This is a genomic window from Lachnoclostridium sp. An118, from assembly GCF_002160985.1.
Classification (GTDB): Bacteria; Bacillota; Clostridia; order Lachnospirales; family Lachnospiraceae; genus Claveliimonas; species Claveliimonas stercoravium.
In genome coordinates this window covers 73,537-96,387 of record NZ_NFLQ01000001.1, presented here as the reverse complement: position 1 = coordinate 96,387, position 22,851 = coordinate 73,537, and the positions used below count along the sequence as shown (strand labels likewise).

Sequence of the window (22,851 nt, the reverse complement as noted above, 5' to 3'; positions counted from 1 at the left end):
GTGAGATCCCACACAGGCCGGCGCGCAAAAAGGCAGACAGTCTGCCGGTGGAGTCTGTCGCTCCCCCCCTCATCCTGTCTGCCTTTTTTCTGCTTTCTGTTCTCTTCTATGACTGGAGCAGGCCTACACCGGATAGCTTCCGTTTTCCGTGTCCGCCACAGTCGGGTCGATCTTCGTCTGCTGCGCTTCCCTGTACTTGAAGAAGTCCACTGCCACCTGCGGGAAGAGGGCGTATGTCAGCACGTCCTCATCCTGCTGGATCCACTGCTCACACTCTTTTCTAAGCGTATCCAGCTCATCCGGTATCAGATCCGCCGGGCGGCATGTGATGACTTCCGGATCATCTCCGAGAACCTTCTTGACCACATCCGGGTTGAACGGTTTGACGGTAGCACCGTATTTTCCGCTCAGGACGTCCTTTGTCTCTTTTGTGGCCATCTTGTAGCGCTCTCCCATCAGCACATTGAACACAGCCTGTGTGCCCACGATCTGTGAGGAAGGTGTAACAAGAGGCGGCTCGCCCAGGTCCTTGCGGACTCTCGGCACTTCTTCCAGGACCTCGTAGTACTTATCCTCAGCGCCCTGCTCTTTAAGCTGGGATGTAAGGTTGGAGAGCATACCTCCGGGTACCTGGTACAGAAGTGTCTTGATGTTGACGCCAAGGTTCTTCGGATTGAGAAGTCCGCTGTCCAGGGCCTCATCTCTGATAGGACGGAAGTAGTCCGCGATCTCTGCCAGGAGCTTCTGGTCCAGTCCTGTATCGTAAGGTGTTCCGCGGAAAGTCTCCACCATAACCTCTGTGGCCGGCTGGGATGTTCCCAGGGCGAACGGAGACATAGCTGTGTCGATGACGTCCACACCTGCCTCCACTGCTTTCAGGTAAGTCATGGAAGCCACGCCTGATGTGTAGTGGGTGTGAAGCTGAATTGGGAGATCCACTGCCTCTTTCAGTGCTCCGATCAGCTTTGTAGCCTCGTAGGGCAGGAGCAGACCTGCCATGTCCTTGATACAGATGGAATTGGCACCCATATCCTCAATTCTCTTAGCGATGTCTACCCAGTAGTCCATTGTGTAGGCATCTCCCAGTGTGTAGGAAAGGGCCACCTGTGCGTCCGCTTTCTCCTTGTTTGCCGCCTTGACCGCAGTCTGCAGGTTGCGGAGATCATTCATACAGTCAAAGATACGGATGATATCAATGCCGTTTGCCACGGACTTCTGTACGAAGTACTCTACCACGTCATCTGCGTAGGGACGGTATCCCAGGATGTTCTGTCCTCTGAAAAGCATCTGAAGCTTTGTGTTTTTAAATCCATCCCTGAACTTGCGAAGTCTGTCCCAGGGATCTTCCTTCAGGAAGCGGAGGGACGCGTCAAATGTAGCGCCGCCCCAGCACTCTACGGAATGGTAGCCGACCTTATCCATTTTATCGATAATGGGCAGCATCTGCTCTGTTGTCATACGTGTGGCGATCAGAGACTGGTGTGCATCCCGCAGAATGGTTTCTGTTATTTTCACTGGTTTTTTCTGAATTTCTGCCATTGTTTCTTCCTCCATTATATTCTATTCAAATGGCCGGCTCCGGCTCTCTTCCAAAGCCGGAGGATCCGGTCTTACATAACTCCGAAGATTGCCATAAAGGTTCCGGCGACTACCGCCGTACCGATAACTCCGGCCACGTTCGGTCCCATGGCATGCATGAGAAGGAAGTTGGTTGGATCGTACTCCGCACCCACCTTCTGGGATACCCTGGCCGCCATAGGCACGGCTGACACGCCGGCTGATCCGATCAGCGGATTGACCTTTCCTCCGGTAAGCACGCACATCAGTTTTCCGAGCAGGACACCTGCCGCTGTACCGAAGATAAAAGCGATTAGTCCGAGGGCCACGATCTTCAGTGTATCCAGATTAAGGAATGCCTCTGCACTTGTTGTAGCGCCGACGGATGTACCAAGAAGGATAACTACAATGTACATCAGTGCATTGGAAGCTGTCTCTGTAAGCTGTCTTACCACACCGCACTCGCGGAACAGGTTACCAAGCATGAGCATACCTACGAGAGGTGCTGTGGTAGGAAGGATCATACATACCACGATGGTAACGATGATGGGGAAGAGGATCCTCTCCAGCTTGGATACAGGCCGGAGCTGCTCCATCTTGATCTTTCTTTCTTTTTCTGTTGTCAAAAGTTTCATTACCGGCGGCTGAATGATAGGAACCAGCGCCATGTAAGAGTAAGCTGCCACGGCGATAGGGCCAAGGATTGCTGTCTGCTGCAGCTTTCCGGCCAGGAAGATGGACGTCGGTCCGTCCGCACCGCCGATGATGGCGATAGCGGCAGCCGCCTTGTCGGAAAATCCCATGGCCATAGCGCCAAGGTAAGCGGCGAAAATACCGAACTGTGCTGCCGCTCCCAGAAGAAAGCTCTTGGGGTTGGCGATCAGCGGTCCGAAGTCCGTCATGGCTCCCACGCCGAGGAAGATCAGTGACGGAAGGATGGACCACTCATCCAGCACGTAGAAATAATAGAGAAGTCCTCCTGTGCCGTTGGCCGCGTCCTCTGCATGCAGCATAATATCCGGATAGATATTGACAAGCAGCATACCGAAGGCAATAGGCACGAGCAGCAGAGGTTCAAATCCATGTCTGATTGCAAGATAGAGGAAAAAACATGCAACAGCGATCATGATCAGATTTCCCCATGTAAGGTTGAGGAAGGCTGTCTGCTGCACGAGGTTTCCCAAGGTCGTTATAATATAATCCATTTTTTAACCTCCAGTCGTGTTTCAAAAGTTTCCGTCAGAACGGCATCTTAGCCGCCTAGTTCAATGTAGCCAGAACCGCGCCTGCCTCAACGGCATCGCCTACAGCCACATCAACGCTGGCAACTGTTCCGTCCTCGGGTGCCACGATGGGGATCTCCATTTTCATAGCCTCGATAATGACAACCGCATCACCGCGCTTTACAGCCTGGCCTACGTTCGCCTCGATCTTAAATACCTTTCCGGCCGCTCCTGCCTTCACCTGGATAGATCCAGCGCCTGCCGCAGGTGCTTTCGGTGCCGGGGCTGCCGCAGGTGCCTTTGGTGCCGGGGCCGCAGGTGCTTTCGGTGCCGGGGCCGCTGCCGCTGCGGGAGCCGCTCCTGCCGCCTTCTCCTCAACCGTTACATCGTATACATTTCCATTTACTGTGATTGTGTAGTTTTTCATTTTTATATCCTCCTGATCCGGTTATACTTACATCCACTTATTTGATTTCCGCCGTCTGATGCTTCTCACGATAAAGCCGTCTGCCGGCACTTCCTCTGATGCCGCGATGGCCGCCGCAATGACTGCCACGAGCTCGCCGTCGTCTGTCACATCCTCAGGCTCCGCCTCGGGCGCCGCCTCCGGTACTGCCCTATGGGCCGGCTCCGGAGCTGCCGCTGCGGGAGCTGCCGCTTCCTGGACCTTTGCATCCTTCCTTGAGAACGCCTCCTGCAGCTTCGGTATATACTTCAGCAGGGAGATGATCACACTGATGATAATGAGTACAACAAATACGGTCCCCATGCCAAGCAGCGTGTTCAGCCCCGCCTTGCTCAGGATCTCCCCCATAGAATAGATACCGCTGACTGTAAGGCTGTCCAGATGCAGGTTGCCCCGCACGTCTGCCTTGTAGATGATCTCAAGGTTGGCCTCCCTGTCCGCAAACTGAGCCGTAGTCGTCACGGAGAGCTCTGTCTGGGAGGCATCATATGTGAAGTCACCGTGCCCCTCGTAGGCTCCGCACTCCTCTATGCCTGCCTGCCAGGCATCCATGGAGCCAAGGAAGCTGTCCCCCGTGAAGGGATAGCCTGACTGAGCCATCTGGATATCCAGCTGCTCGTCAGAGAGGCTGTTCCACTGCTCAATGGTCGTCTCATCCGCGGTGGAGCAGTAGCTGATGAGGAACTCGGTGGCCTCCCCGATGGCAGCCTGGTCATACTCCACTCCGGAGTCCTCGCCGCTGCACCCGGCCAGGGCAAACACAACCGTAAGCGTGCATAATAATAAGCTAATCTTCTTCTTCAATTCGTCTCACCTCACTAAACCGTTCCATGTTTCTTTGCAGGACGATCCTCTCTCTTTGTGAAGAGCATCTCGAATGCTCCGATAATATATTTGCGCGTCTCTGCCGGGCTGATGACTGCGTCCACATAGCCCCGTCCTGCCGCGGAAGCCGGGCTGGACTGGAGCGTGCGGTAGTCTGCAGCCTTCTCTGTCTGGACTGCCCTGTCAGCGTCAGGATACATGATCCTTGCAGCCAGGCCCGCGTCCATCATGCCGATCTCCGCATTCGGCCATGCATAGACCATATCCGCGCCGATGGATTTACTGTTCATAGCCACATAGGCGCTGCCGTAGGCTTTTCCGATAATGACATTGACCTTCGGAACGGTTGCATCAGCAAACGCATAGATGAGCTTTGCCGTCTCCCGGGCCAGATTCCTCTCCGCGCACTTGGATGCGTCAAAGCCTGTCACATTGGTCAGTGTCAGCACCGGAATGTTGAAGGAGTCACAGAACCTCACAAACTGAGAGGCCTTGCGCGCTCCTGCGGTGGACAGGGAGCCGTCAAATTCTGCCGTCACCTCTGCATCCGCATTGTAGACCTTTGAGCGGTTCGCAACAGCTCCCACAGTCATGCCGTTGAGTCGGATAAAGGCTGTGACCATATCCTTTGCGTAATCCTTCTTCACCTCAAAGACAACACCGTTGTCTGAAATCTGGGCCAGAGCAATGGCTGTATCCTCCGCCGCGTTCTCGATATCCCCGCACAGACGGTTCAGGTCGTCTGTACACTCATCGTAGGAGGCGTCCTCCTCGTTGTTGCAGGGCAGCATGCAGATCAGCGAGCGGATGTCGGAGAGGATCTCCTCCTCTGTCCCCACCGCGTCCACAAGACCCGCGGACTCACTCTGGAATTTCGGGGAGGCTGTGTCGCATTTCTGGACTGTATTGCCCGGAATCGCATTGGGAGAATTCACAAACAGCTTTGCGTTCTTCTCCTCCATAAATGTAAAATCTGTCAGCGCAGCCAGTGCCGCCAGACCGCCGCCGCAGCTTCCGAAGATCGCTGTGACCTGGGGGACAACACCGGAAGCCATTGTCTGCTTCAGGTAGAGCTGCCCGAATGCTTCCAGTGCGTCTGTGGCCTCCTGCAGGCGGATACCCGCACAGTCCAAAAGCCCGATGACAGGAGCGCCCATCTTCATCGCCATATCATAGACAGACACGATCTTCTTTGCATGCATCTCACCGACAGAACCTCCCAGCACAGATGCGTCCTGGCTGTAGACGTAGACAAGATTCCCGTCGATCAGACCGTACCCGGTAAGGACGCCGTCTCCCGGAGTTTTTGTTTCCTGCATGTTAAAATCAGTTGCTCTGGCAGTCACACCGCCGCCGATTTCAACAAAGCTGCCTGCATCAAGCAGAGAAGTGATCCTTCGGCTTGCTGCATTTTCTGTTGCCATGTTGCTCATAACCTAGCCCTCCATTTTCATTATTATTTAAATCAGGTTTTCTCATGCAGATTATAGATAATTGCAAAAAGTCAACCAAATTTTCTGCCTATTATATTATATATTTTTTCTTCTCTTAATTCAACTGTTTTTCGAATTTCTGTTAATTTTTTAGCAATGCTGTTCTCTGTCGAAAAAGCGACAGAGAAAGCGGCCGGCTCTGGTTTTATATCCCGGAGCTGACCGCTTTTTTTCTCAATATAGTTACAATGCCGCACAGGCTATCGATTTTAGAAAAACACCCTCTGTATGTCGTTGAACATGACCACCACCATCAGCGCCATCAAAAGCACGATCCCGGCAAAGTGGACATAGCCCTCCTTCTCCGGCGGGATGCGCTTGCGCCGCACAGCCTCTATGACGAGGAAGACAAGCCGCCCCCCGTCCAGAGCCGGCAGGGGCAGGAGGTTCATGACCCCCAGGTTGGCTGATATGAGGATGGCGATGTTCAGCATGTTGACTGCCACCGTGGCGGTGCCGTAGCTTTTGGCCTCCTGGTAGGTGTCGTCCACCACGTCCACGATACCCACAGGACCGGAGAGCTGGTCAATGCCGATCTGGCCTGTCACCAGCATCTTCAGGCTCAGGAGGGTGGTGTCGATCCAGTATTTCACCTCGTAGGCCCCGTACCGGACAGCGGTCAGGGGGGTGGCCGCCGTGTAGCCGCTGCTGCTGATGCCCAGCCTGTAGTACTGCAGTTCCTCGTCATATTTCGGGGTGATGGTGACCGTGTGCTCCTCCCCGTCCCGCTCGTAGGTGAGCTCCACTTCCTCCCCCTGGTGGAACTGGTTATACACCTGGATTTCCTTGAAGAGATGGATATTTTTCCCGTTCATCTCCACGATCCGGTCGCCGGCCTCAAGCCCTGCCTGGGCTGCCGGGTAATCCGGCTCCACTTCCCCCGCCACCGGCTCATCGTAGCCCGCCGCTCCCACAAGGATGGCCGCGCATATGAGGGCCAGGATAAAGTTGAACACAGGCCCCGCCGCTATGACACAGATCCGGGCCCACACGGACTTGTTGTTGAAATTGGCGGGGGAGTCCGTCGCCTCCTCGTCCTCGCCCATGGCGCAGTACCCGCCGATAGGCAGGATGCGCACCGCGTACAGGGTGCCGTGATACTCCTTTGTGAAGATGGCCGGCCCCATACCAACGGAGAACTCCTGCACGTCGATATGGTTCAGCTTCGCCAGGGTGAAATGTCCCAGCTCGTGGAAAAAGATGATAAAGCTGAAGATTAAGATTGCAATGATAATACCCAAATGTTACCTCCTGCCAAGTCTGCTGTTTATATACTCATAGACGCCCGCCTCTGTGTCCAGTATCTCGTCGAGGGAGGGGGAGGGAATATTCACATGTCTCTCCATGCACTCCCCTATCAGGTCTGTGATCTCCAGATATCCTATCTGCCGGTCCAGGAATTTCGCCACAGCCATCTCGTTGGCCGCGTTAAACACGGTGGGAAGGCTGCCCCCGGCCCGCCCTGCCCTGTAGGCCAGGGCCAGGGCCCGGAAGGTCTCTGTGTCCGGCCTCTCAAAGTCCAGCTTTCCGATACTCCAGAAATCCAGTCTCTCCCCCGGCAGATATCTGCGCTCCGGGTAATAGAGTGCGTACTGGATAGGCAGCTTCATGTCCGGCGTCCCCAGCTGGGCGATGACCGCCCCGTCCTCGTACTCCACCATGGAGTGGACCACACTCTGGGGCTGGACCACCACCTGGATCTGGTCCACGTCCACATCAAAGAGCCACTTCGCCTCTATCACTTCCAGCCCCTTGTTTGCCATGGTGGAGGAGTCGATGGTGATCTTCTGCCCCATCTCCCAGTTGGGATGCTTCAGTGCATCCTCCACCTGCACATCCTTGAGTTCCTCCCGGGTCCTGCCACGGAAGGGCCCCCCGGAGGCGGTCAGGAGGATTTTCTTCAGGGCCTTCTCCTGCCCTCCCTGGAGGGACTGGAAGATGGCGCTGTGCTCACTGTCCACCGGGAGGATGGACACCCCCCGCTCCCTGGCCAGTGGCATGATGAGATGCCCCGCTGTCACCAGCGTTTCCTTGTTGGCCAGAGCAATATCCTTCCCCGCCCGGATGGCCTCCATGGTAGGCCGGATGCCGATCATGCCAACGATGGCTGTTACAAGTATATCCGCCTTCTCCTCCGTTGATACCTGGATCAGTCCGTCCATGCCGGACAGGACCTGTGTGTCCAGGTCCCGGATGCGGCTTCTCAGCTCAAAGGCCCGCTCCTCGTCCCAGACAGCCGCCAGCCGGGGAGAGAACTCCCGTATCTGTTTTTCCAGAAGCCCGATGTTTTGCCCTGCTGCCAGGGCAGTCACCTCTATATCACCGTTTTCCCTCACAACCTCCAGGGTCTGTGTCCCGATGGAGCCCGTGGAGCCCAGTATGGCAATTTTTTTCATGTCCTATCTCCCTTCTTCAAAAAGACAGCAGCCTGCGGCTTAAGCCAGCATAGCAGCCAGATAGTAGATGACAGGCGCTGTAAATATCACGCTGTCAAACCGGTCCAGTATGCCGCCGTGCCCCGGGATCAGCTTCCCGTAGTCCTTCACATCGTGGTTCCGCTTGATGGCGGAGGCCGCCAGGTCGCCGATCTGGGAGATGATACCGCCCGCCCCGCAGATGACCGCGTAGAACAGAGGGTCCACGTCCGCGCCGCCCCACTGGTTCATGGCCAGGGAGAAGAGTGCGCCAAGAAGCGCCGCTCCAAGAACTCCCCCCACGCCGCCTTCCACGGATTTCTTCGGGCTCAGGCGGGGCGCCATCTTGTGCTTTCCGATGAGCATGCCCACGCAGTAGGCACAGGTGTCGCATCCCCAGGAGCTCAGGAAAATGAGCCACACGGCTGTCCCCCCTTCCGGCAGCATCCTCGTCTGGTACACGTAGGACAGCATGACCGCCACATAGAAGAGGCCGAAGAAGGTCACCATCACCTGCTCCGTCCGGAAGGCAGGGAAAGAGAACACATACACCGCCATGACCACCACAAGGAACAGGATGGTGAGCGCTGTCATCCACTCCATCCTGTCTGTGTACAGGAGCGCGTAATAGGCTGCAGCCCCCAGGTAGCCTGTGATGCCGAGGGCCCTCCTGTGTACATCCACCACTTTGTAGAGCTCGCTCATGCCGATCAGGCTGATCACCGCCAGCACCCCGAAGAGGAGACTGCCGCCGTACCCCACTGTGGCAATGAGGATGACCACCAGCACGATGCCGCTCAAAAGCCTTGTCTTAAACATTTCCTCCATCCTCCTTTTTCTCCACGCCGCCGTAGCGCCTGTCACGGCCATTGTAGTACTCTATGGCCTTTGCGAGCTCCTCCTTTGTAAAATCAGGCCACAGCACGTCTGTGAAGTAGAATTCCGAGTAGGCAAGCTGCCACAGGAGGAAATTGGACAGTCTCTCCTCGCCGCTGGTGCGGATGAGGAGGTCCGGATCCGGGATGTCATGGGTATCCAGATAAGAGGCGAAGACGTCCGGAGTGACGGACTGCGGCTCCAGCTTTCCGTCCCTTGCATCCTCAGCCAGCCTCCTCACCGCCCGGACGATCTCGTCCCGGCTGCCGTAGTTGAGGGCAATCTGGAAGTTCAGCCCCCCGTTGCCTTCCGTGGCTTCCTCCAGCTCGGCGATCCTGCTGCGGATATCCTCATCCAGCCTGGTCTTGTCGCCGATGACCCGGACCTTCATGTCGTTTTTTGCCGCCGTCTTCAGGCAGGTCTTCATGTAATTGCGAAGAAGCTTCATCAGGGCGTCCACTTCATCCCTGGGGCGGCTCCAGTTCTCCGTGGAAAAGGCGTAGACAGTCAGGTACTTGATGCCCATCTTCCATGCCTCCTCACAGATCCTCTCCACGTTCTTGCTACCCTGGGCGTGACCGTAATTGCGGGGCATTCCCTTTGCCTTGGCCCACCGCCCGTTCCCGTCCAGGATGATCGCCACATGCCTTGGTACATTCATCGCATTGTCTCCCTTCACAAGGGGGACGGCACATGATGTCCCGTCCCCCGTCTTTTCTCTCTGTTTTTTCCGGCTAGACCGTCATAACCTCTTTTGACTTGCTCTCCACCGCTTTGTCTACTTCTTTGATGAATTTGTCCGTCAGCTTCTGCAGCTCGTCCTCCAGGTCCTTGATCTCATCCTCAGACACGTCGCTCCCCTTCAGCTTCTTGAAGGCATCATTTCCATCCCGGCGGATATTGCGGACAGCCACCTTGGCCTGCTCGCCCTTTTTCTTTACATCCTTCACAAGCTCTTTTCTGCGCTCCTCTGTCAGCTCCGGAAATACAAGCCGCACGCAGGAACCGTCGTTTGTGGGGTTGATGCCCAGGTCAGACATGTTGATGGCCTTCTCGATGACCTTCAGCATGCTCTTCTCCCAGGGCTGGATCTGTATCATCCGGGCCTCCGGCACGGATATATTGGCCACCTGCTGGATCGGTGTGGGAGAGCCGTAGTAGTCCACAGTGATCTTGTTGAGCACATTGGGATTGGCCCGGCCTGCCCTTATTGTCACCAGTTCTCCCTCCAGGTTTGCCAGTGTCTTTTTCATCTTGTCCTCGTATGGTTTCAGTCTTTCATTCATGATGGTTTCCTCCCTTATGACTTTATACTACACGGTCACCCTTGTGCCGGTAAATGTTCCCGATAACGTCTCCACAATGCTGTTCTCCTCGTTCAGTCCGAACACGAGCATGGGCATCCTGTTCTCCAGGCACATGATGGACGCAGTCAGGTCCACTGCCATCAGCTTCCTGTCAATGATCTCCTGAATGGAAATCTCGTCGAACTTCACAGCCTCCGGGTTCACCTTCGGGTCGCTGTCATAGATGCCGTCGATCGCCTTTGCCAGCAGCATCGCGTCGGCCTCGATCTCGATAGCGCGGAGTACAGCCCCCGTGTCTGTGGAAAAATAGGGGTGTCCCGTCCCGCCCGCAAAGAAGATGACCTTGCCTTCCTCCAGCGCCTCCACAGCCTTATCCTTGGAGAACAGAGTGGTGAAGGCCCCGCACACAAAGGGGGTGAACACTTCTGTCTTCATGCCCGCAAAACGGAAGATGTCTGACACGTAGATACAGTTCATGACCGTAGCCAGCATGCCGATCTGGTCCGCCTTGGTCCGGTCGATGGTCTCGCTGGTCCGCCCCCGCCAGAAATTTCCTCCTCCGGTCACGATCGCCACCTGATATCCCTCTTCCACGATCTGCTTTACCTGTCTTGCGACGCCGAGGCAGGTCTCCTCGTCAAATCCGGTCTTCTTCTCTCCCGCCAGCGCCTCTCCGCTCAGCTTTAACAACACTCTTTTCATAAAGTTTTGCTCCTTGTCTTACTGTTGTACTCCTTTTGCCCATCCGGCATCCGCCTTCAGTGCATACCTAGATTAAAGTATAGCATAGGTTGCACAAAAAGGGAACTTACTTTTTTCCCCGCGTCCCGGTCTTCGGCGCCCGGGACCGCATAATGCCAAAGTACATAGCCAACAGGAGCGCCCCTGCCAGGATCCAGGCCGTGGGGCTTGCCATGCAGGTGCCGAGATAGCTTCCCCTCTGCGATGACAGCAGCGCCACGGCTCCCCTGCCAATGAGCTCCGCCACGCCTGCCATCATGGGAAGGAGGGCATAGCCCATCCCCTGGATGCCATTCCGGTATATATTGACCACCGCCAGCGGGATGAACATGGCCCCGGCGCATTTCAGGTAGATATCCGCCAGTCCCATGATCTGCCCCACCTGCTCAGACACAAAGAGGACCACCAGGTATTTCCCCCCCAGGAAGATAGCGCCTCCCGCTATGACAGCGTAGATGCTCCCGATCACCGTAGCGGAGGAAAAGCCCTTCTTCAGCCGGTCCCACCTGCCTGCCCCCATATTCTGTGCACAGTAGGTGGCCATGGTGGTCCCAAGGGCCACGTAGGCCTGGCTCACCACCTGTTCGATCTTGCTGGCCGCCGCAAAGCTGGCCACGGACAGTGCTCCCAGCGTGTTCAGGGCCGCCTGCACCATGATGGTGCCAATGGCTGTGATGGAGTACTGCAGGGCCATGGGAAGGCCGATCCTAAGCTGCCACATGGACAGGTCCCGGTGCAGCCGCCAGTCCTCCTTGTTCAGGTGCAGGTCCGGCACACTTTTGAAAATGTACAGGAGACAGGCAGCCCCCGACACGCCCTGGGAGATGACCGTGGCGTAGGCAGCTCCCGCGGCCCCCATGTGGAACACGATGATGAACACCAGGTCAAGCACTACATTTAAGAAGGCCGCCAGTATCAGGAAGTAGAGGGGCACCTTGCTGTTCCCCAGTGCCCGCAGGATGCTGGCCAAGAGGTTGTAGAGCACCTGCGCCACGATACCCGCGCAGATGACCATGATGTAGCCGTAGGCTTCGCTGTATATCTCCGGCGGCGTGTTCATCCATCCCAGGATCTGCTTCATCATGGACATGCTCAGCACCGTCATGATGACAGAGACAACAGCGGATAAAATGCAGGCAGATGCCACGGACTGGCGCATGGCCTTCATGTTCCCGGCGCCAAAGTGCTGGGCCGTGATCACGGTAAAACCCGCCGTGAGCCCCTGCAGGAAGCCGATGATAAGGAACATCAGGGTGCCGCAGGAGCCCACCGCCGCCAGGGCGTTGGGGCCCACGAATTTTCCCACGATCACTGCGTCCGCCATGTTGTAGAGCTGCTGAAATATATTTCCTATAAAAATGGGGATCGTAAAGTTCAGGATCACCCTGGCCGGGCTTCCCACTGTCATATCTGTTTCCATCCAGTCTTCCTCCTCTGTCTTCTTTTATGCGCAAACGAGCTCCATTATAAAGAAGGCGCGGGAAGAATGCAAGACTCTTCCGCCAAAAATAACAGGAATTTCTCTTCCCCTTTACAGCGGTCCGGCCTCCGGCCCGGCGCCGCTGCAAAAAAGAGCGGCAGACCGCTTAAGTCCGCCGCTCTTTGCCGTGCTCTTCTCAGCCGTGCTTTAAATATATTCTTTTCTCTCAAAATATTTCATCAGTATGTCCGCACAGTTCTCCACGCCCAGATCCGAGGTGTTCAGTATCATGTGGTAGTTGTTCACATCCCCCCATGTCTTCCCGGTGTGCTCGTAATAGTACTCCGCCCTCTCCTGGTCTGTCTTCTCGATCTTCCGCTCCGCCTCCTCGCGGCTCAGGTTTTCCTTGCCCATGATCCTCCGGACCCGGTCCTCCTTGTCCGCGCACACGTAGATGTTGAAGGCATTGCGCCTGTCCTTGAGTATCTCGGAGGCGCATCTTCCCAGGATGATGCAGGGCTTTTCCGCCAGCTTCTTGATGACCTCTACTTCAGAGTCGTAGGTATGGCTGCTCATCTCCTCCTCCACATTCACCTTGTCATAGACCGGAATGCCGAGTCTCTCGGAGAGCTCCTGAGCGATCCTGCTGGCTCCCGTGCCGTAACGCCTGCTCATGGTTATCACTAGTTTCATACCAATTCCTCCTTTGTAGTCCGGTTTTTTGTGTTGCGTGGTCATTATACCATGGCCACTAAGCTCGTAAGGAACCTCGCTAAGTGTCCAGGTATATATTCACACTAGGCTCGAAAGTACCTCGCCAAGTGTTCACATTATACCACATCTTCGCCCGGATGTACAATCCGAAGGACCCATTCCCTGCGGATTTCCCATATATTCCCGCACACGTTGAAGACAGTCCACCTGTCAATGTCGAAAATCCGGTCCCAGCTCTCCCTGATCCGCCTCTCCTCCTCCGGGTACATGCCCTTGTACCGGCCCTGGAAAAACTCAAATCCGTTGGCCACTCCCAGCTCCCTCAGGTGCTGCCTGTACTGCTCTCTGTCCTTCCCGTCCTTTGGAAGGTAGATGCGGTTCAGCACATAGTCCCACTTCTCATCATCAAAGTAGATGACCTGGTCCCTGGGCACCTCCAGCACATACACCACCGTGCCCGGGACAGGCCGCAGGCAGTTCTCCCGGCTGATGGAGCACCAGACGGGCGCCTGTACATCCGGGGGCTTTTCCACCATGGCGGACGCCTTCCTCGTGAACCAGTCGTAGCTCTCCAGGAAGAGGGGCGCAATGTCGCCGAAATGAAGCTGCACATAAATCCTCTGGTTGATGATCCGCCCGTCCCGCTCAAGCTGGTACAGCGTCTTGTCGTTCTGCCTGGTGTAGAGACGCACTGTCTCTTTCCGATCCCTTCCCTGGTCTCTCTCCGTACTCCGCTCCATGTCCTGTTCCTCCTATCTTCCCACATACCAGAGGGCCAGCTCCTCCCCCCAGAACCATGCCGCCGCCATGCCAAGGCACAGAAACGGCCCAAAAGGAACCGTAGCCCTCCTGGACACCTTCCCGCTCAGAAGCAGGGCCGCCGTCACTGCCCCGGCTGACAGAATGGCCAGGGCGCCGGCCGCCAGCACGGCTCTCCATCCCAGGAAGAATCCCCCCGCCCCTCCAAGTTTTATGTCTCCTCCGCCAAAGGCCCCCGGCAAAAGACAGCAGACCACCGCCAGGGGGAGGCTGCCGCAGAGCAGACCTGCCAGCCTGTCCGCCAGGTCCAGTCCCTCCCGGCCGCACCCGGCCGGGGCTGCGCCGAGTCCCCAGCACAAAAGGCCCGCCGCCAGGATGCCCGCCCATATCCTGTCGCGGATCTCCCGCCGCGCTATATCCTCCGCGGCCGCCCTGGCCAGCAGAAGGAGAAAAATACACAGACAAACAGTGCGCATAGCTTCACACGGTATGACACTCCCTGAACAGCTCCTCGACCGCTGCCTCGTAAGCCTCCGTCCTCTCCGCCTTGCGTATCTTCTTCAGAGGCCTCCTCCCGTCCTCGAAGAGCTGTCCCATATAAGCCCAGAGCTCCTTCATCTTGAAGAGCACCGGCCTGGCTCCCGGCATCTCCTGCCTGTACCAGTCATATATCCGGTCGTGAAAGGTTCTCAGAGCCGCCTTGTCCGGCATCCTGCCGCCCTGCAGCTGCAGGTGGAGGGCCGGGTCCACAAGGAGTCCCCTGCCTATCATGACCCGGTCCAGAGCCGGGAACCGCTCTTCCAGCGCTCTCATATCCTCCCCGGTCCGGATATCCCCGTTGTAGCAGACAGGACATCTGCTGTGCTCCGCACCGTAGGCAAAAAGGTCCATATGGACCGGACCGCTGTAGAAATCCCTCTGCGTCCTGGGGTGGATGATGAGCTCCTTCAGAGGATAGCGGTTGTAAATGTCAAGGATACGGAAGAATTCCTCCGGCTCCTCCACCCCCAGCCTTGTCTTGACCGATATCTGCATCTCCCCCAGGGAGCCTTCTCCTCCGCAGGCTGAGAACACCTCCGCAAAGAAGGCGTCCAGCTCCCCCGGCTTTGCGAGAAAGCCGGAGCCCCTGTACTTGGTCACTACTGTCCTGGAGGGGCATCCCAGGTTCAGGTTGATCTCCCGGTACCCCAGCTCTCCCAGCTTCACCGCAGTGGTGATGAAATCCTGAGGATTGTTGGTGAGGAGCTGGGGCACCGTACAGATACCCCGGTTGTGGTCAGGGAGTATATCATTTTTCTCCCTGGCGCTGAACTTTCCCTTCTGCCCCGGGGCGATGAAGGCTGTAAAGTATTTCGATATGCCGGGGAACAGGCTGTGGTGCACGTTCCTGTGTATGTAGCCTGTGATCCCCTCCATGGGCGCAAAATAGTATTCCATCCTCTGTCCTCTTTCACCTTGCTTTGTCCTACTACTCTAGCATGATCCTGTGAAAAAGTCTATGCCCTGTGAAAGCGGATCTCCACCCGGAAGAGGTCCGCCTCTGTGGATACGTGGAGAGTGCCGCCCATCAGCTCCGTAAAGCTCCTGGCTATGGCAAGTCCCAGTCCGGAGCCCTCCGTGTTCCTGGAGGCATCTCCACGCACAAAGCGGTCCGTGATCTCCTCGGTGTCGAATGTGAGCTCTGCCGCGGACACATTTTTCATCCGGACCACCGCCTCTTTTTCTGTCTCCTCCACATCGATGAAGACTCTCGTGTGGGGAAGCGCATATTTGGTAATGTTGACGATCAGGTTTTCAAAGACCCTGTAGGCCTTCTGGCTGTCCAGCCTGAGGATGACCTTCTCCCCCGGCAGGCTCCAGCGGATGTCAAGGTCCGCTTCCTTTATATCCCTGTCGTACTCCAGCTCCACCTGCTTCAGGAGCCCGATGATGTCCAGGTCCATCAAATGCAGGGTGACGTTTTTGCTGGTGGCCCTGCTGATCTCAAAGAGGTCCTCGATGAGCACTCTCAGCCTCTGGGACTTTCGCTCCAGTATGCCGATGTACTCCCGCTTCTTTTCCTCGTCCTCCTCATGCTTCAGCAGATCCACATAGGTGATGATGGCTGTCAGGGGCGTCTTCAGGTCGTGGGACACATTCGTGACCAGGTCAGTCTTCATCCTCTCGCTCTTTACTTCCCTCTCCACTGCTTTCCGAAAGCCGTCCTGTATCTTCACCAGCTCCTCCTGCACCGGCGTGAAGATGCCCGCATCCCCCTCAATGGGTACGTCCAGTCTCCCCTCGGCCAGCGTGCTGGTAGTCTTCAGGATCTGCCCGTACTGTTTCTGCACCCGGTTCAGGTACCTGCGCAGGAACAAAAACAGGACCGCTGAGTAGATGACCAGCGCCCATACATCGTAGTACCACAGGAAGCTGATGAGCAGGATAGCGATAAAATTCAGGAGTACAACCTTCAGTATGAGCCGGTTCGTCCTGTCCCGGAAATCCAGATGGAGGAGGGCGTCGTACTGGCTCTTCACCGCCTCCTTCACTTTATGTCCGGCCCCCCGGGCTCTCTGCCGCATCGTGTCCGCCACGCCCCTGTCGCTGTCAAAGATCCACCTGGCTCCCCGCACCAGGAGGCTGCGCTCCCGCAGGCAGGCTCCCGGCGACCTTAAGAAATCCCGCAGGCAGCCCCCTATCCAGAACAGGATGGCAAAGAGCAGGAACCACACGAGAAAGTTGACCCCAAAGTTCAGAGCCCGGTCCGCATCGGAGGAGGCGGACGCTGCCAACAGCCTTCCTGTGCATGTCTTCCATATCATGATAGCCGGCCAGATCATGGCGCTGGCAAGCAGGATGGCCGCCCCGGCCACCAGCTCCGGAGGCGCCCGGAAGATGACCTCCTCCTTCTCCCTCTCCAGGGTCCTGTACAGAATGCCTGCCCCGACGGCCAGCACTGTCAGGAACAGCATGACCCATATGAAGGCAGAGCTGTCCATTATCCAGCGGGCGTACAGATAGGCGCCCCCGTAGGCGTCTGCCGCCATGGCGGCGGACAGGCAGGACTTTACATTGTCCATGGTCATGCCGTACACCGCCGTCACATCCGACGGGAGTGACATGGGCCATCTCTCCTGCATCTGCCACTCCCTCTCCAGGGATTCCTGCCCCGAGAGGAGGGACTCCTCTATCTCGTACTGTACGTCCTTGTCCAGATAGCTGCTGGCCACCTGAACATTTCCAAGGCCCCCCTCACTGTCAAAGGAAAAGCGGACCCGGATGGCGTATCCGGCGCTCCCGGAGGCGTCCAGCTTTTCAGCAGCCCCCGCGCCGCTCTCGAGGAGAGCCTCACCGCCGTCATCGCAGAGGCAGTAGTCCATGTATTTTTCCAGTCTCCGGAAGTCAGACGTGTCCATCTCCTCCCGCAGCTGGGACTCATCCATATTCTTTGCGATCTCATTGTAGAGCACATAGTTACCCTGAAGGAGGGGCGACAGCATATCGGAGAGATACTGCGGCCCCTCGTACAGGTCCTCCGTGGCCTCCTGCCCCGCCTCCTCAAACGCGGGATAGAACAGCAGCATCGCAGCCGCGCACAGGCAGAGCACGGCCCCGGCCAGCGCCCGGCGTATCTTAGTCCTGTTTTTCAATTTTATACCCAACACCCCACACCACCTTTAAATATTTCGGATTTTTCGGGTCAAGCTCGATCTTCTCCCGGATATTGCGCACGTGGACCATGACCGTGTCCGTGTTTATGGCCCTCTCCTGCCAGACTCTCTCGTAAATCTCATCCGCCGAGAAGACCCGGCCCGGATTTTTGGCCAGGAGGAGCAGGATTTTATACTCCAGGGGCGTCAGCTTCACGGGGCTGCCGTCCACCGACACCTCCACCGTGTCCTCGTTGATCTCCAAGCCTCCGATGACGTGGACATTTCCCTTCACCTCCAGCTTTTCCAGGAACTTCCGGTACCGCCGGAGCTGGGAGTTGACCCTGGCCATCAGCTCCATAGGAGCGAAGGGCTTGGTCACATAGTCGTCTGCCCCCAGGCCAAGTCCGGTGATCTTGTCCACCTCCTCGGACTTTGCCGAGAGCATGATAACGGGGAAATCATACTTTTCTCTCAGCTTCAGCGTCATCTGGATCCCATCCATCCTCGGCATCATGATATCCACAATGGCAAGGTGGATTTCCTCCCTGTCCAGGATTTCCAGTCCCTCCACACCGTCCCGGGCCTGGAACACCTTATACCCCTGGCTTTTCAGATAGATTTCCACTCCTTCCCGGATTTCTTTATCATCCTCCACGATCAAGATATGATTGTCTTCCATAATTTCCTCCTGCTGTCTTTCTCTTTTGTCTTTCTCCTCCAAGTATACTACGTCTTTTTCCGGACAAAAAGGCCGGGTTTTCCCCTCTGCGTCTCCGCGGGGAGGACAGGTATGCTCCTCCTGGTGACACTGCCGTAGCTGTGGGCCCGCACAGTCACCTTTGAGAAGGGCAGAGGGATGGCATATCTGTCCCACCGCCTCCAGAGACGGAGGCAGGCGGAGTAGCTGAGGGTAAAGCCCGTAAACTCCACCCCCAAAAGCTCCGCAAAATAAAAGGCCAGCCTTTTCGGCTCATGCCGGGGCCCCAGGGGGCCGTCCAGAGCCACAGCCAGGGAAGCGTCCCTCCCCCGGAACTCCTCCAGTATCTCCCTGAGCTTTCCAAAGGAGGCCCGCCCGTCGGCCACCCGCAGGGCATGGCCGCCGCAGCTCTCCACCATCCTCTCAATGTAGTCTCCCCTTGTGTCTGCCGTGACGATGACGTGGACCGGTCTCGTCCTCCCGGCCAGCTGCTCCAGCACCAGGTTCATGCAGAAGCTGTCCTCGTGCCAGAAACCGAAGACCTGGCGGCCTGGACTGACATCGTCTTCCGCCCACTCCACCCGCAGAGTCCTTCTAAGTACTCTTAAATAGCCGAGAAAAAGAGACTGCAGCACACTCTTCCCCGCGCTCCGCCACATGTCCCGACCTGTGTCCGCCCACATAGCCTGCCACCTCCTTCTGCCTCTTCTCCAGGCATCCTCTGTACATCTGCTCCGCCTGCATGGCCAGAAGGACACTCCGGCAGCCCCGGACGCTGGCCCGGGCACGGGTCCTCATCTCCTGCACCGCCGGCCCCTCCAGAGCCTTCCACACCTTCAGGCACCAGGCGTCCACATCCTCCGGCGCCAGATAGCCGTTCCTTCCATCCTCCACTGCGTCTTCCACCCCGGTTGCCCTCACAGCCACCACCGGGCAGCCCTGCGCCAGCGCCTCCTGGATCACGATGCCCTGGGTCTCCGACCTGGAGGCAAAGAGGAACAGGTCGCTGGCGGCCAGGTAGTACTTCAGCTCCCGGTTGGGGATATTTCCGGTAAAAATGACCGTGTCCTCCAGACCCAGCTCCCGGGACAGCTCCTCCAGATGCTCCCTCTGGGTTCCCTCCCCGATGACCAGGAGGCGGAAGGGATCCATGTCCTCCTCCTTCAGCCTGCGCACTCCCTCCAGGAGAAACGGGATGTTCTTTTCTCTCTCCAGGCGGGACACGGTGCAGAACAGATATTTTCTGTCTTGCAGATACTCCTTTCGGATCTCTTCTGCCCTTCTCTCATCTGTCTCGAAAAAACTTTCCTCAAGTCCGGTGGGGAGCATTTCCACAGGGGTCCTCACACCCATCTCCAGGATCTGCCTTTTCATCCCCTTGGAGGGCGCCAGCACCAGGTCGCATTTCCCTGTGAACCACCGCATGTAGGCCGGAAGGATAAGGTCCCTCCCCGCCCGGATCAGCAGGCGCCTTATTGGCCCCGCCTTTTCTTCCTCCCTAAACAAGGGAAAATAGTGCAGATAGTCCTGGTACTTTGTGTGCCAGGTATAGACCACCGGTATATGGTACTTCTTTCTCAGCCAGAGAGCGGTATTTCCTGCAAAGACAGGCTGATGGACGTGGACACAGTCAAAGACCTCCCTCTCAAAGGCCTCTCTCACTTGCCGGTCCGCCACCCTGGGGTAGACCATGCCGTTGCTCATCTTTCTTTTAAAGCAGCTGCACCGGACCACATAGGCTTCTTCAGGGTCCTGATCCCCATTTTTCCCGTCCCCATAGTCCGGAGCAAACACCGTCACCTCGTGCCCCAGGGCCCGCAGCGCTTTCGCCTGTCTTTCCACAGAGACGGGAACGCCTCCCACAAAAGGCCTGTAATTGTTTGTCAGCATCGCGATCTTCATGTCTCATTGCCTCCTCTAGCTGAATATACGGATGGCAGCCTCCCCAAAGAAGTATCCTGCCCCCACAAAGAGGAGGTTCCACAGAAAGATACCAAGGGCAGAGCTCACCGTATATTTCACAAAATTCATTTTCACCATCCCCGCCGGGATGGAGATGAGCGTCCGCACCATGGGCAGCAGCTTGCTGACAAAGACGCCCACGCACCCCTTTTCCCGCAGGAACCGGATCTTTTCTTCTATGACGGGCCTCTGCTTTGGAAATTTTCTGAAATACCATCCCAGAAGCCGGGTGCCTCCTGTCCTCCCCAGAAGGTAGAGTGCCCAGCTTCCCGTCAGCCCCGCCGCCACGGACAGGATCATCACCATGGGAAAGCTTATCTCACCCTGGGAGGCCCATATCCCCGCCAGGGGCATGATCACACCAGCCGGAAATCCCGGCAGGTTCAGGTACTCCAGAAGAACGATCACAAATATGAAAAATGCGCCATATTCGAGAAAATAGTTTGTAAGCGTCTGGATATCCATAGAACACATCCTCCTTTGTATATATTTAGGATACCCACAATTTCTTAAGGAGCATGTGCTAAGAAACGAAAGATTTTCTAAAGAATTGACACAGCTCCCCTCCTGTGCTACATTTATATAGCAAAAACATACCGCTAAAATTCTGATGTGGATTTTTCTGGCACAGCCACTTTTCGCCACACACCTGCCGCCGGCAGATGTGTGGCTTTTTTACTGTCGCCGGGCTTACAGAAGGGACGCACTTTGGTGCGCCTCATATCAGACTGAAATACAAAAGTCAGCAGAAAGGAATGAAAAATATGAACGAGACATTTATGAAAGAGAAGCCCATCCTGCCCCTCATCACGTCCATGGCGCTCCCCATGGTCATCTCCATGCTGGTCAACTCCCTCTACAACATTGTAGACAGCTTTTTTGTGGCCCAGATCAGCGAGGACGCCATGACTGCCCTGTCACTGGTCTATCCCCTGCAGAACCTGATCAACGCAGTGGCCATCGGCTTTGGCGTGGGCATCAACGCCCAGATCTCCTTCCACCTGGGAGCCGGAAACAGGGACCGGGCCGGCACTGCCGCCACCCACGGTCTCGTGCTTTCCGCCATCCACGGCCTCATCCTGTCCCTTGCCTGCATCGGAGCTATCCGCTGGTTCCTGGGCATGTTCACCTCTGACCAGAGGGTCATAGACCTGGGCGTGCGCTACAGCGTAATCGCCTTCTCCTTTTCTGTGGTCATCTCTGTCGGGCTTGCCTTCGAGAAAATATTTCAGGCTGTAGGGCGGATGAAACTGACCATGCTGAGCATGCTCTCCGGGTGTGTCGCCAACATCATCCTGGACCCTGTTCTGATCTTTGGCCTGGGGCCCTTCCCGGAGCTGGGCATAGAAGGGGCCGCCATCGCCACCGGCGCGGGGCAGGTGCTGACACTGGCTGTCTACCTGACTGTCTACAGAAAAGTCCCCATCCCGGTAAGGATCAGCCGCCGCCATCTGTCCGCTGACAGGCAGATGGATGCAAAACTCTACTCTGTGGGCATCCCCGCCGCCCTGAACCTGGCCCTCCCGTCTGTTATGATATCTGCGCTCAACACCATCCTGGCAGCCTGGTCTCAGAGTTACATCGTCATCCTGGGCGTCTACTACAAGCTGCAGACCTTCCTCTATCTGCCGGCCAGCGGCATTGTCCAGGGAATGCGTCCCGTCATCGGCTACAACTACGGCGCCGGAGAGAGGGCAAGAGTTCAGAAAATCTACCGGGTCACCCTGATCATGTGCGCAGTTATCATGGTGGCAGGCACTTTAATCTGCCTGACAGTCCCCCACCTGCTGATCGGGCTTTTCACAGAAAATCCGGACACCGTGCAGGCAGGAGCCGAAGCGCTGCGCATCATCAGCTCCGGATTCATCGTCTCCTCTGTATCTGTTACATCCTCGGGAGCTTTAGAGGGTATAGGAAAGGGGTTCCCCTCCCTCATCATCTCCCTTTGCCGCTACATTGTGGTCATCCTTCCGGCTGCTTTCATTCTGAGCCGGCTGATGGGCCCTTCCGGCGTATGGCACGCCTTCTGGGCAACAGAGCTGATCACAGCCGTTGTTTCTTTTGCCGTGTACCGGAGGGCAGTTGTCCTCCCGGACTGACGCCGGGCTCATACCGTCCTGGCTGGTCTTCTCTGTACTGAGGCCGGGCCGGTACCGGCGGCACAGCTCCTCCAGCTTTCGGAAATCAATGCATCTTTCTGTCACCGCGCACTTCTTCCCCTCCACTTTCTTTCTATACAGGAGGGAAGCGCTGCGGCGGATCTTATCCTCCATTTTCTTGATATATCTGTATTCTGCCCGCAGCAGATCCCTGTATTTGTCATCCTCCTCCCGGGCAATGTCCACATACTCGTACTGTCCTTCCGGTACAGGAAACATATTGTTCAGATTGATGACCGCATAATTCTTCACCTTGATAAGATCCAGGCTTTCTCTCATGGCGGCATGTTTCTCCTTAAAGGAAGAGAGGGGTGCAAAATAATCCATATGATGGATATGCAGCACGATCCCTATATACTTTCTCCTGCGCCTTCCCTCCTCCTGCCTGTTGTAAAACAGATGGGGCGCGCAGGGACGCAGATATTCCACATACGCTTCTGTAATGTGGTAAAATTTGATATGGCTCATTCTGCCTCCTTACCAGAGCGCTCTTTCAGACTGTAAAACTCATCACTTTGGAAATTTTGAAGATCTTCATGGATAATCAGATAACACCGGAGGCAGACTGGCTGCCTCCTCTGTGTCCTGCCCGCCAGAAAAGGC

The 22,851-nt window shown here is 56.5% G+C and carries 22 protein-coding genes and 1 pseudogene; 1 reads left to right on the top strand and 22 read right to left on the bottom strand.

The genetic code is table 11. From position 1 onward, the window contains the following. Nucleotides 1-123 precede the first annotated feature (123 nt). The 21 genes from B5E62_RS00440 to B5E62_RS00340 all read right to left on the bottom strand — a co-directional run bounded on the left by B5E62_RS00440 (nucleotide 124) and on the right by B5E62_RS00340 (nucleotide 20,554). Nucleotides 124-1,539, bottom strand: coding sequence for an oxaloacetate decarboxylase subunit alpha (locus B5E62_RS00440; protein ID WP_087172814.1), 1,416 nt, complete (start codon nucleotides 1,537-1,539; stop codon nucleotides 124-126). A 71-nt stretch (nucleotides 1,540-1,610) separates the two neighbouring features. Beyond that, nucleotides 1,611-2,762: a sodium ion-translocating decarboxylase subunit beta gene (locus tag B5E62_RS00435; protein ID WP_087172813.1), complete on the bottom strand. Its 1,152-nt coding sequence runs from the start codon at nucleotides 2,760-2,762 to the stop codon at nucleotides 1,611-1,613. A gap of 55 nt (nucleotides 2,763-2,817) precedes the next feature. After that, complete coding sequence (locus B5E62_RS00430; protein ID WP_087172812.1) at nucleotides 2,818-3,207, bottom strand: biotin/lipoyl-containing protein; 390 nt, start codon at nucleotides 3,205-3,207, stop codon at nucleotides 2,818-2,820. Nucleotides 3,208-3,234: 27 nt separating this feature from the next. Beyond that, nucleotides 3,235-4,050 carry an OadG family transporter subunit gene (locus B5E62_RS00425; protein WP_087172811.1) on the bottom strand — a complete coding sequence of 272 codons (816 nt, stop codon included), beginning with the start codon at nucleotides 4,048-4,050 and terminating at the stop codon, nucleotides 3,235-3,237. A gap of 14 nt (nucleotides 4,051-4,064) precedes the next feature. Next, the gene (locus B5E62_RS00420; RefSeq protein ID WP_087172810.1) at nucleotides 4,065-5,504 is read right to left on the bottom strand and encodes an acyl-CoA carboxylase subunit beta; all 1,440 of its coding nucleotides are present in this window, start codon (nucleotides 5,502-5,504) and stop codon (nucleotides 4,065-4,067) included. 269 nt (nucleotides 5,505-5,773) lie between these two features. Then, complete coding sequence (gene rseP / locus B5E62_RS00415; RefSeq protein ID WP_087172809.1) at nucleotides 5,774-6,805, bottom strand: RIP metalloprotease RseP; 1,032 nt, start codon at nucleotides 6,803-6,805, stop codon at nucleotides 5,774-5,776. 3 nt (nucleotides 6,806-6,808) lie between these two features. Next, on the bottom strand, nucleotides 6,809-7,960 hold the full coding sequence (locus tag B5E62_RS00410; protein WP_087172808.1) for a 1-deoxy-D-xylulose-5-phosphate reductoisomerase: 1,152 nt from the start codon (nucleotides 7,958-7,960) through the stop codon (nucleotides 6,809-6,811). A gap of 39 nt (nucleotides 7,961-7,999) precedes the next feature. After that, nucleotides 8,000-8,797, bottom strand: a complete 798-nt coding sequence (locus B5E62_RS00405; protein ID WP_087172807.1) for a phosphatidate cytidylyltransferase — start codon at nucleotides 8,795-8,797, stop codon at nucleotides 8,000-8,002. After that, on the bottom strand, nucleotides 8,790-9,515 hold the full coding sequence (locus B5E62_RS00400; protein WP_087172806.1) for an isoprenyl transferase: 726 nt from the start codon (nucleotides 9,513-9,515) through the stop codon (nucleotides 8,790-8,792). Before B5E62_RS00400 ends, B5E62_RS00405 begins: the two co-directional genes overlap by 8 nt. A 73-nt stretch (nucleotides 9,516-9,588) precedes the next feature. Then, nucleotides 9,589-10,140, bottom strand: a complete 552-nt coding sequence (gene frr / locus B5E62_RS00395) for a ribosome recycling factor (RefSeq protein WP_087172805.1) — start codon at nucleotides 10,138-10,140, stop codon at nucleotides 9,589-9,591. Nucleotides 10,141-10,167: 27 nt separating this feature from the next. Beyond that, on the bottom strand, nucleotides 10,168-10,863 hold the full coding sequence (gene pyrH, locus B5E62_RS00390) for a UMP kinase (protein ID WP_087172804.1): 696 nt from the start codon (nucleotides 10,861-10,863) through the stop codon (nucleotides 10,168-10,170). Nucleotides 10,864-10,969: 106 nt separating this feature from the next. Next, nucleotides 10,970-12,322 (bottom strand): MATE family efflux transporter, encoded by a 1,353-nt coding sequence (locus tag B5E62_RS00385; protein WP_087172803.1) that lies wholly within the window; start codon nucleotides 12,320-12,322, stop codon nucleotides 10,970-10,972. Between the two features lie 207 nt (nucleotides 12,323-12,529). Then, complete coding sequence (locus tag B5E62_RS00380) at nucleotides 12,530-13,015, bottom strand: cytidylate kinase-like family protein (protein WP_033124427.1); 486 nt, start codon at nucleotides 13,013-13,015, stop codon at nucleotides 12,530-12,532. A 137-nt stretch (nucleotides 13,016-13,152) separates the two neighbouring features. Beyond that, nucleotides 13,153-13,776 carry a DUF3841 domain-containing protein gene (locus tag B5E62_RS00375; RefSeq protein ID WP_087172802.1) on the bottom strand — a complete coding sequence of 208 codons (624 nt, stop codon included), beginning with the start codon at nucleotides 13,774-13,776 and terminating at the stop codon, nucleotides 13,153-13,155. Nucleotides 13,777-13,788: 12 nt separating this feature from the next. Then, nucleotides 13,789-14,271, bottom strand: coding sequence for a prepilin peptidase (locus B5E62_RS00370; protein WP_087172801.1), 483 nt, complete (start codon nucleotides 14,269-14,271; stop codon nucleotides 13,789-13,791). Between the two features lie 4 nt (nucleotides 14,272-14,275). Then, complete coding sequence (locus tag B5E62_RS00365) at nucleotides 14,276-15,232, bottom strand: tRNA dihydrouridine synthase (protein ID WP_087172800.1); 957 nt, start codon at nucleotides 15,230-15,232, stop codon at nucleotides 14,276-14,278. Between the two features lie 59 nt (nucleotides 15,233-15,291). Further along, complete coding sequence (locus B5E62_RS00360) at nucleotides 15,292-17,439, bottom strand: sensor histidine kinase (RefSeq protein ID WP_143468780.1); 2,148 nt, start codon at nucleotides 17,437-17,439, stop codon at nucleotides 15,292-15,294. After that, the gene (locus tag B5E62_RS00355; RefSeq protein ID WP_033124468.1) at nucleotides 17,411-18,109 is read right to left on the bottom strand and encodes a response regulator transcription factor; all 699 of its coding nucleotides are present in this window, start codon (nucleotides 18,107-18,109) and stop codon (nucleotides 17,411-17,413) included. The genes B5E62_RS00360 and B5E62_RS00355 overlap by 29 nt, the downstream gene beginning before the upstream one ends. A gap of 47 nt (nucleotides 18,110-18,156) precedes the next feature. Continuing rightward, nucleotides 18,157-18,708: a DUF374 domain-containing protein gene (locus B5E62_RS00350; protein WP_242957677.1), complete on the bottom strand. Its 552-nt coding sequence runs from the start codon at nucleotides 18,706-18,708 to the stop codon at nucleotides 18,157-18,159. 13 nt (nucleotides 18,709-18,721) lie between these two features. Continuing rightward, nucleotides 18,722-20,029, bottom strand: a complete 1,308-nt coding sequence (locus B5E62_RS00345) for a glycosyltransferase (protein ID WP_087172798.1) — start codon at nucleotides 20,027-20,029, stop codon at nucleotides 18,722-18,724. A gap of 15 nt (nucleotides 20,030-20,044) precedes the next feature. Continuing rightward, the gene (locus B5E62_RS00340; RefSeq protein WP_087172797.1) at nucleotides 20,045-20,554 is read right to left on the bottom strand and encodes a DedA family protein; all 510 of its coding nucleotides are present in this window, start codon (nucleotides 20,552-20,554) and stop codon (nucleotides 20,045-20,047) included. A gap of 299 nt (nucleotides 20,555-20,853) precedes the next feature. Here B5E62_RS00340 and B5E62_RS00335 point away from each other — a divergent pair, with 299 nt between their 5' ends. Then, nucleotides 20,854-22,188, top strand: coding sequence for an MATE family efflux transporter (locus B5E62_RS00335; RefSeq protein ID WP_087173017.1), 1,335 nt, complete (start codon nucleotides 20,854-20,856; stop codon nucleotides 22,186-22,188). Nucleotides 22,189-22,251: 63 nt separating this feature from the next. Here B5E62_RS00335 and B5E62_RS17170 read toward each other — a convergent pair. After that, a pseudogene (locus tag B5E62_RS17170) lies at nucleotides 22,252-22,716 on the bottom strand (type III toxin-antitoxin system ToxN/AbiQ family toxin); the annotation flags it as partial. Nucleotides 22,717-22,851 lie beyond the last annotated feature (135 nt).

What these genes read in the sequence shown, in the direction of transcription:
- B5E62_RS00400 (WP_087172806.1), bottom strand. Translation starts at nt 9,515, where the DNA reads ATGAATGTACCAAGGCATGTGGCGATCATCCTGGACGGGAACGGGCGG.
- B5E62_RS00420 (WP_087172810.1), bottom strand. Translation starts at nt 5,504, where the DNA reads ATGAGCAACATGGCAACAGAAAATGCAGCAAGCCGAAGGATCACTTCT.
- B5E62_RS00435 (WP_087172813.1), bottom strand. Translation starts at nt 2,762, where the DNA reads ATGGATTATATTATAACGACCTTGGGAAACCTCGTGCAGCAGACAGCC.
- B5E62_RS00375 (WP_087172802.1), bottom strand. Translation starts at nt 13,776, where the DNA reads ATGGAGCGGAGTACGGAGAGAGACCAGGGAAGGGATCGGAAAGAGACA.
- B5E62_RS00370 (WP_087172801.1), bottom strand. Translation starts at nt 14,271, where the DNA reads ATGCGCACTGTTTGTCTGTGTATTTTTCTCCTTCTGCTGGCCAGGGCG.
- B5E62_RS00380 (WP_033124427.1), bottom strand. Translation starts at nt 13,015, where the DNA reads ATGAAACTAGTGATAACCATGAGCAGGCGTTACGGCACGGGAGCCAGC.
- B5E62_RS00405 (WP_087172807.1), bottom strand. Translation starts at nt 8,797, where the DNA reads ATGTTTAAGACAAGGCTTTTGAGCGGCATCGTGCTGGTGGTCATCCTC.
- B5E62_RS00365 (WP_087172800.1), bottom strand. Translation starts at nt 15,232, where the DNA reads ATGGAATACTATTTTGCGCCCATGGAGGGGATCACAGGCTACATACAC.
- B5E62_RS00440 (WP_087172814.1), bottom strand. Translation starts at nt 1,539, where the DNA reads ATGGCAGAAATTCAGAAAAAACCAGTGAAAATAACAGAAACCATTCTG.
- B5E62_RS00340 (WP_087172797.1), bottom strand. Translation starts at nt 20,554, where the DNA reads ATGGATATCCAGACGCTTACAAACTATTTTCTCGAATATGGCGCATTT.
- B5E62_RS00335 (WP_087173017.1), top strand. Translation starts at nt 20,854, where the DNA reads ATGAACGAGACATTTATGAAAGAGAAGCCCATCCTGCCCCTCATCACG.
- B5E62_RS00385 (WP_087172803.1), bottom strand. Translation starts at nt 12,322, where the DNA reads ATGGAAACAGATATGACAGTGGGAAGCCCGGCCAGGGTGATCCTGAAC.
- pyrH (WP_087172804.1), bottom strand. Translation starts at nt 10,863, where the DNA reads ATGAAAAGAGTGTTGTTAAAGCTGAGCGGAGAGGCGCTGGCGGGAGAG.
- B5E62_RS00355 (WP_033124468.1), bottom strand. Translation starts at nt 18,109, where the DNA reads ATGGAAGACAATCATATCTTGATCGTGGAGGATGATAAAGAAATCCGG.
- B5E62_RS00345 (WP_087172798.1), bottom strand. Translation starts at nt 20,029, where the DNA reads ATGAAGATCGCGATGCTGACAAACAATTACAGGCCTTTTGTGGGAGGC.
- frr (WP_087172805.1), bottom strand. Translation starts at nt 10,140, where the DNA reads ATGAATGAAAGACTGAAACCATACGAGGACAAGATGAAAAAGACACTG.
- B5E62_RS00410 (WP_087172808.1), bottom strand. Translation starts at nt 7,960, where the DNA reads ATGAAAAAAATTGCCATACTGGGCTCCACGGGCTCCATCGGGACACAG.
- B5E62_RS00430 (WP_087172812.1), bottom strand. Translation starts at nt 3,207, where the DNA reads ATGAAAAACTACACAATCACAGTAAATGGAAATGTATACGATGTAACG.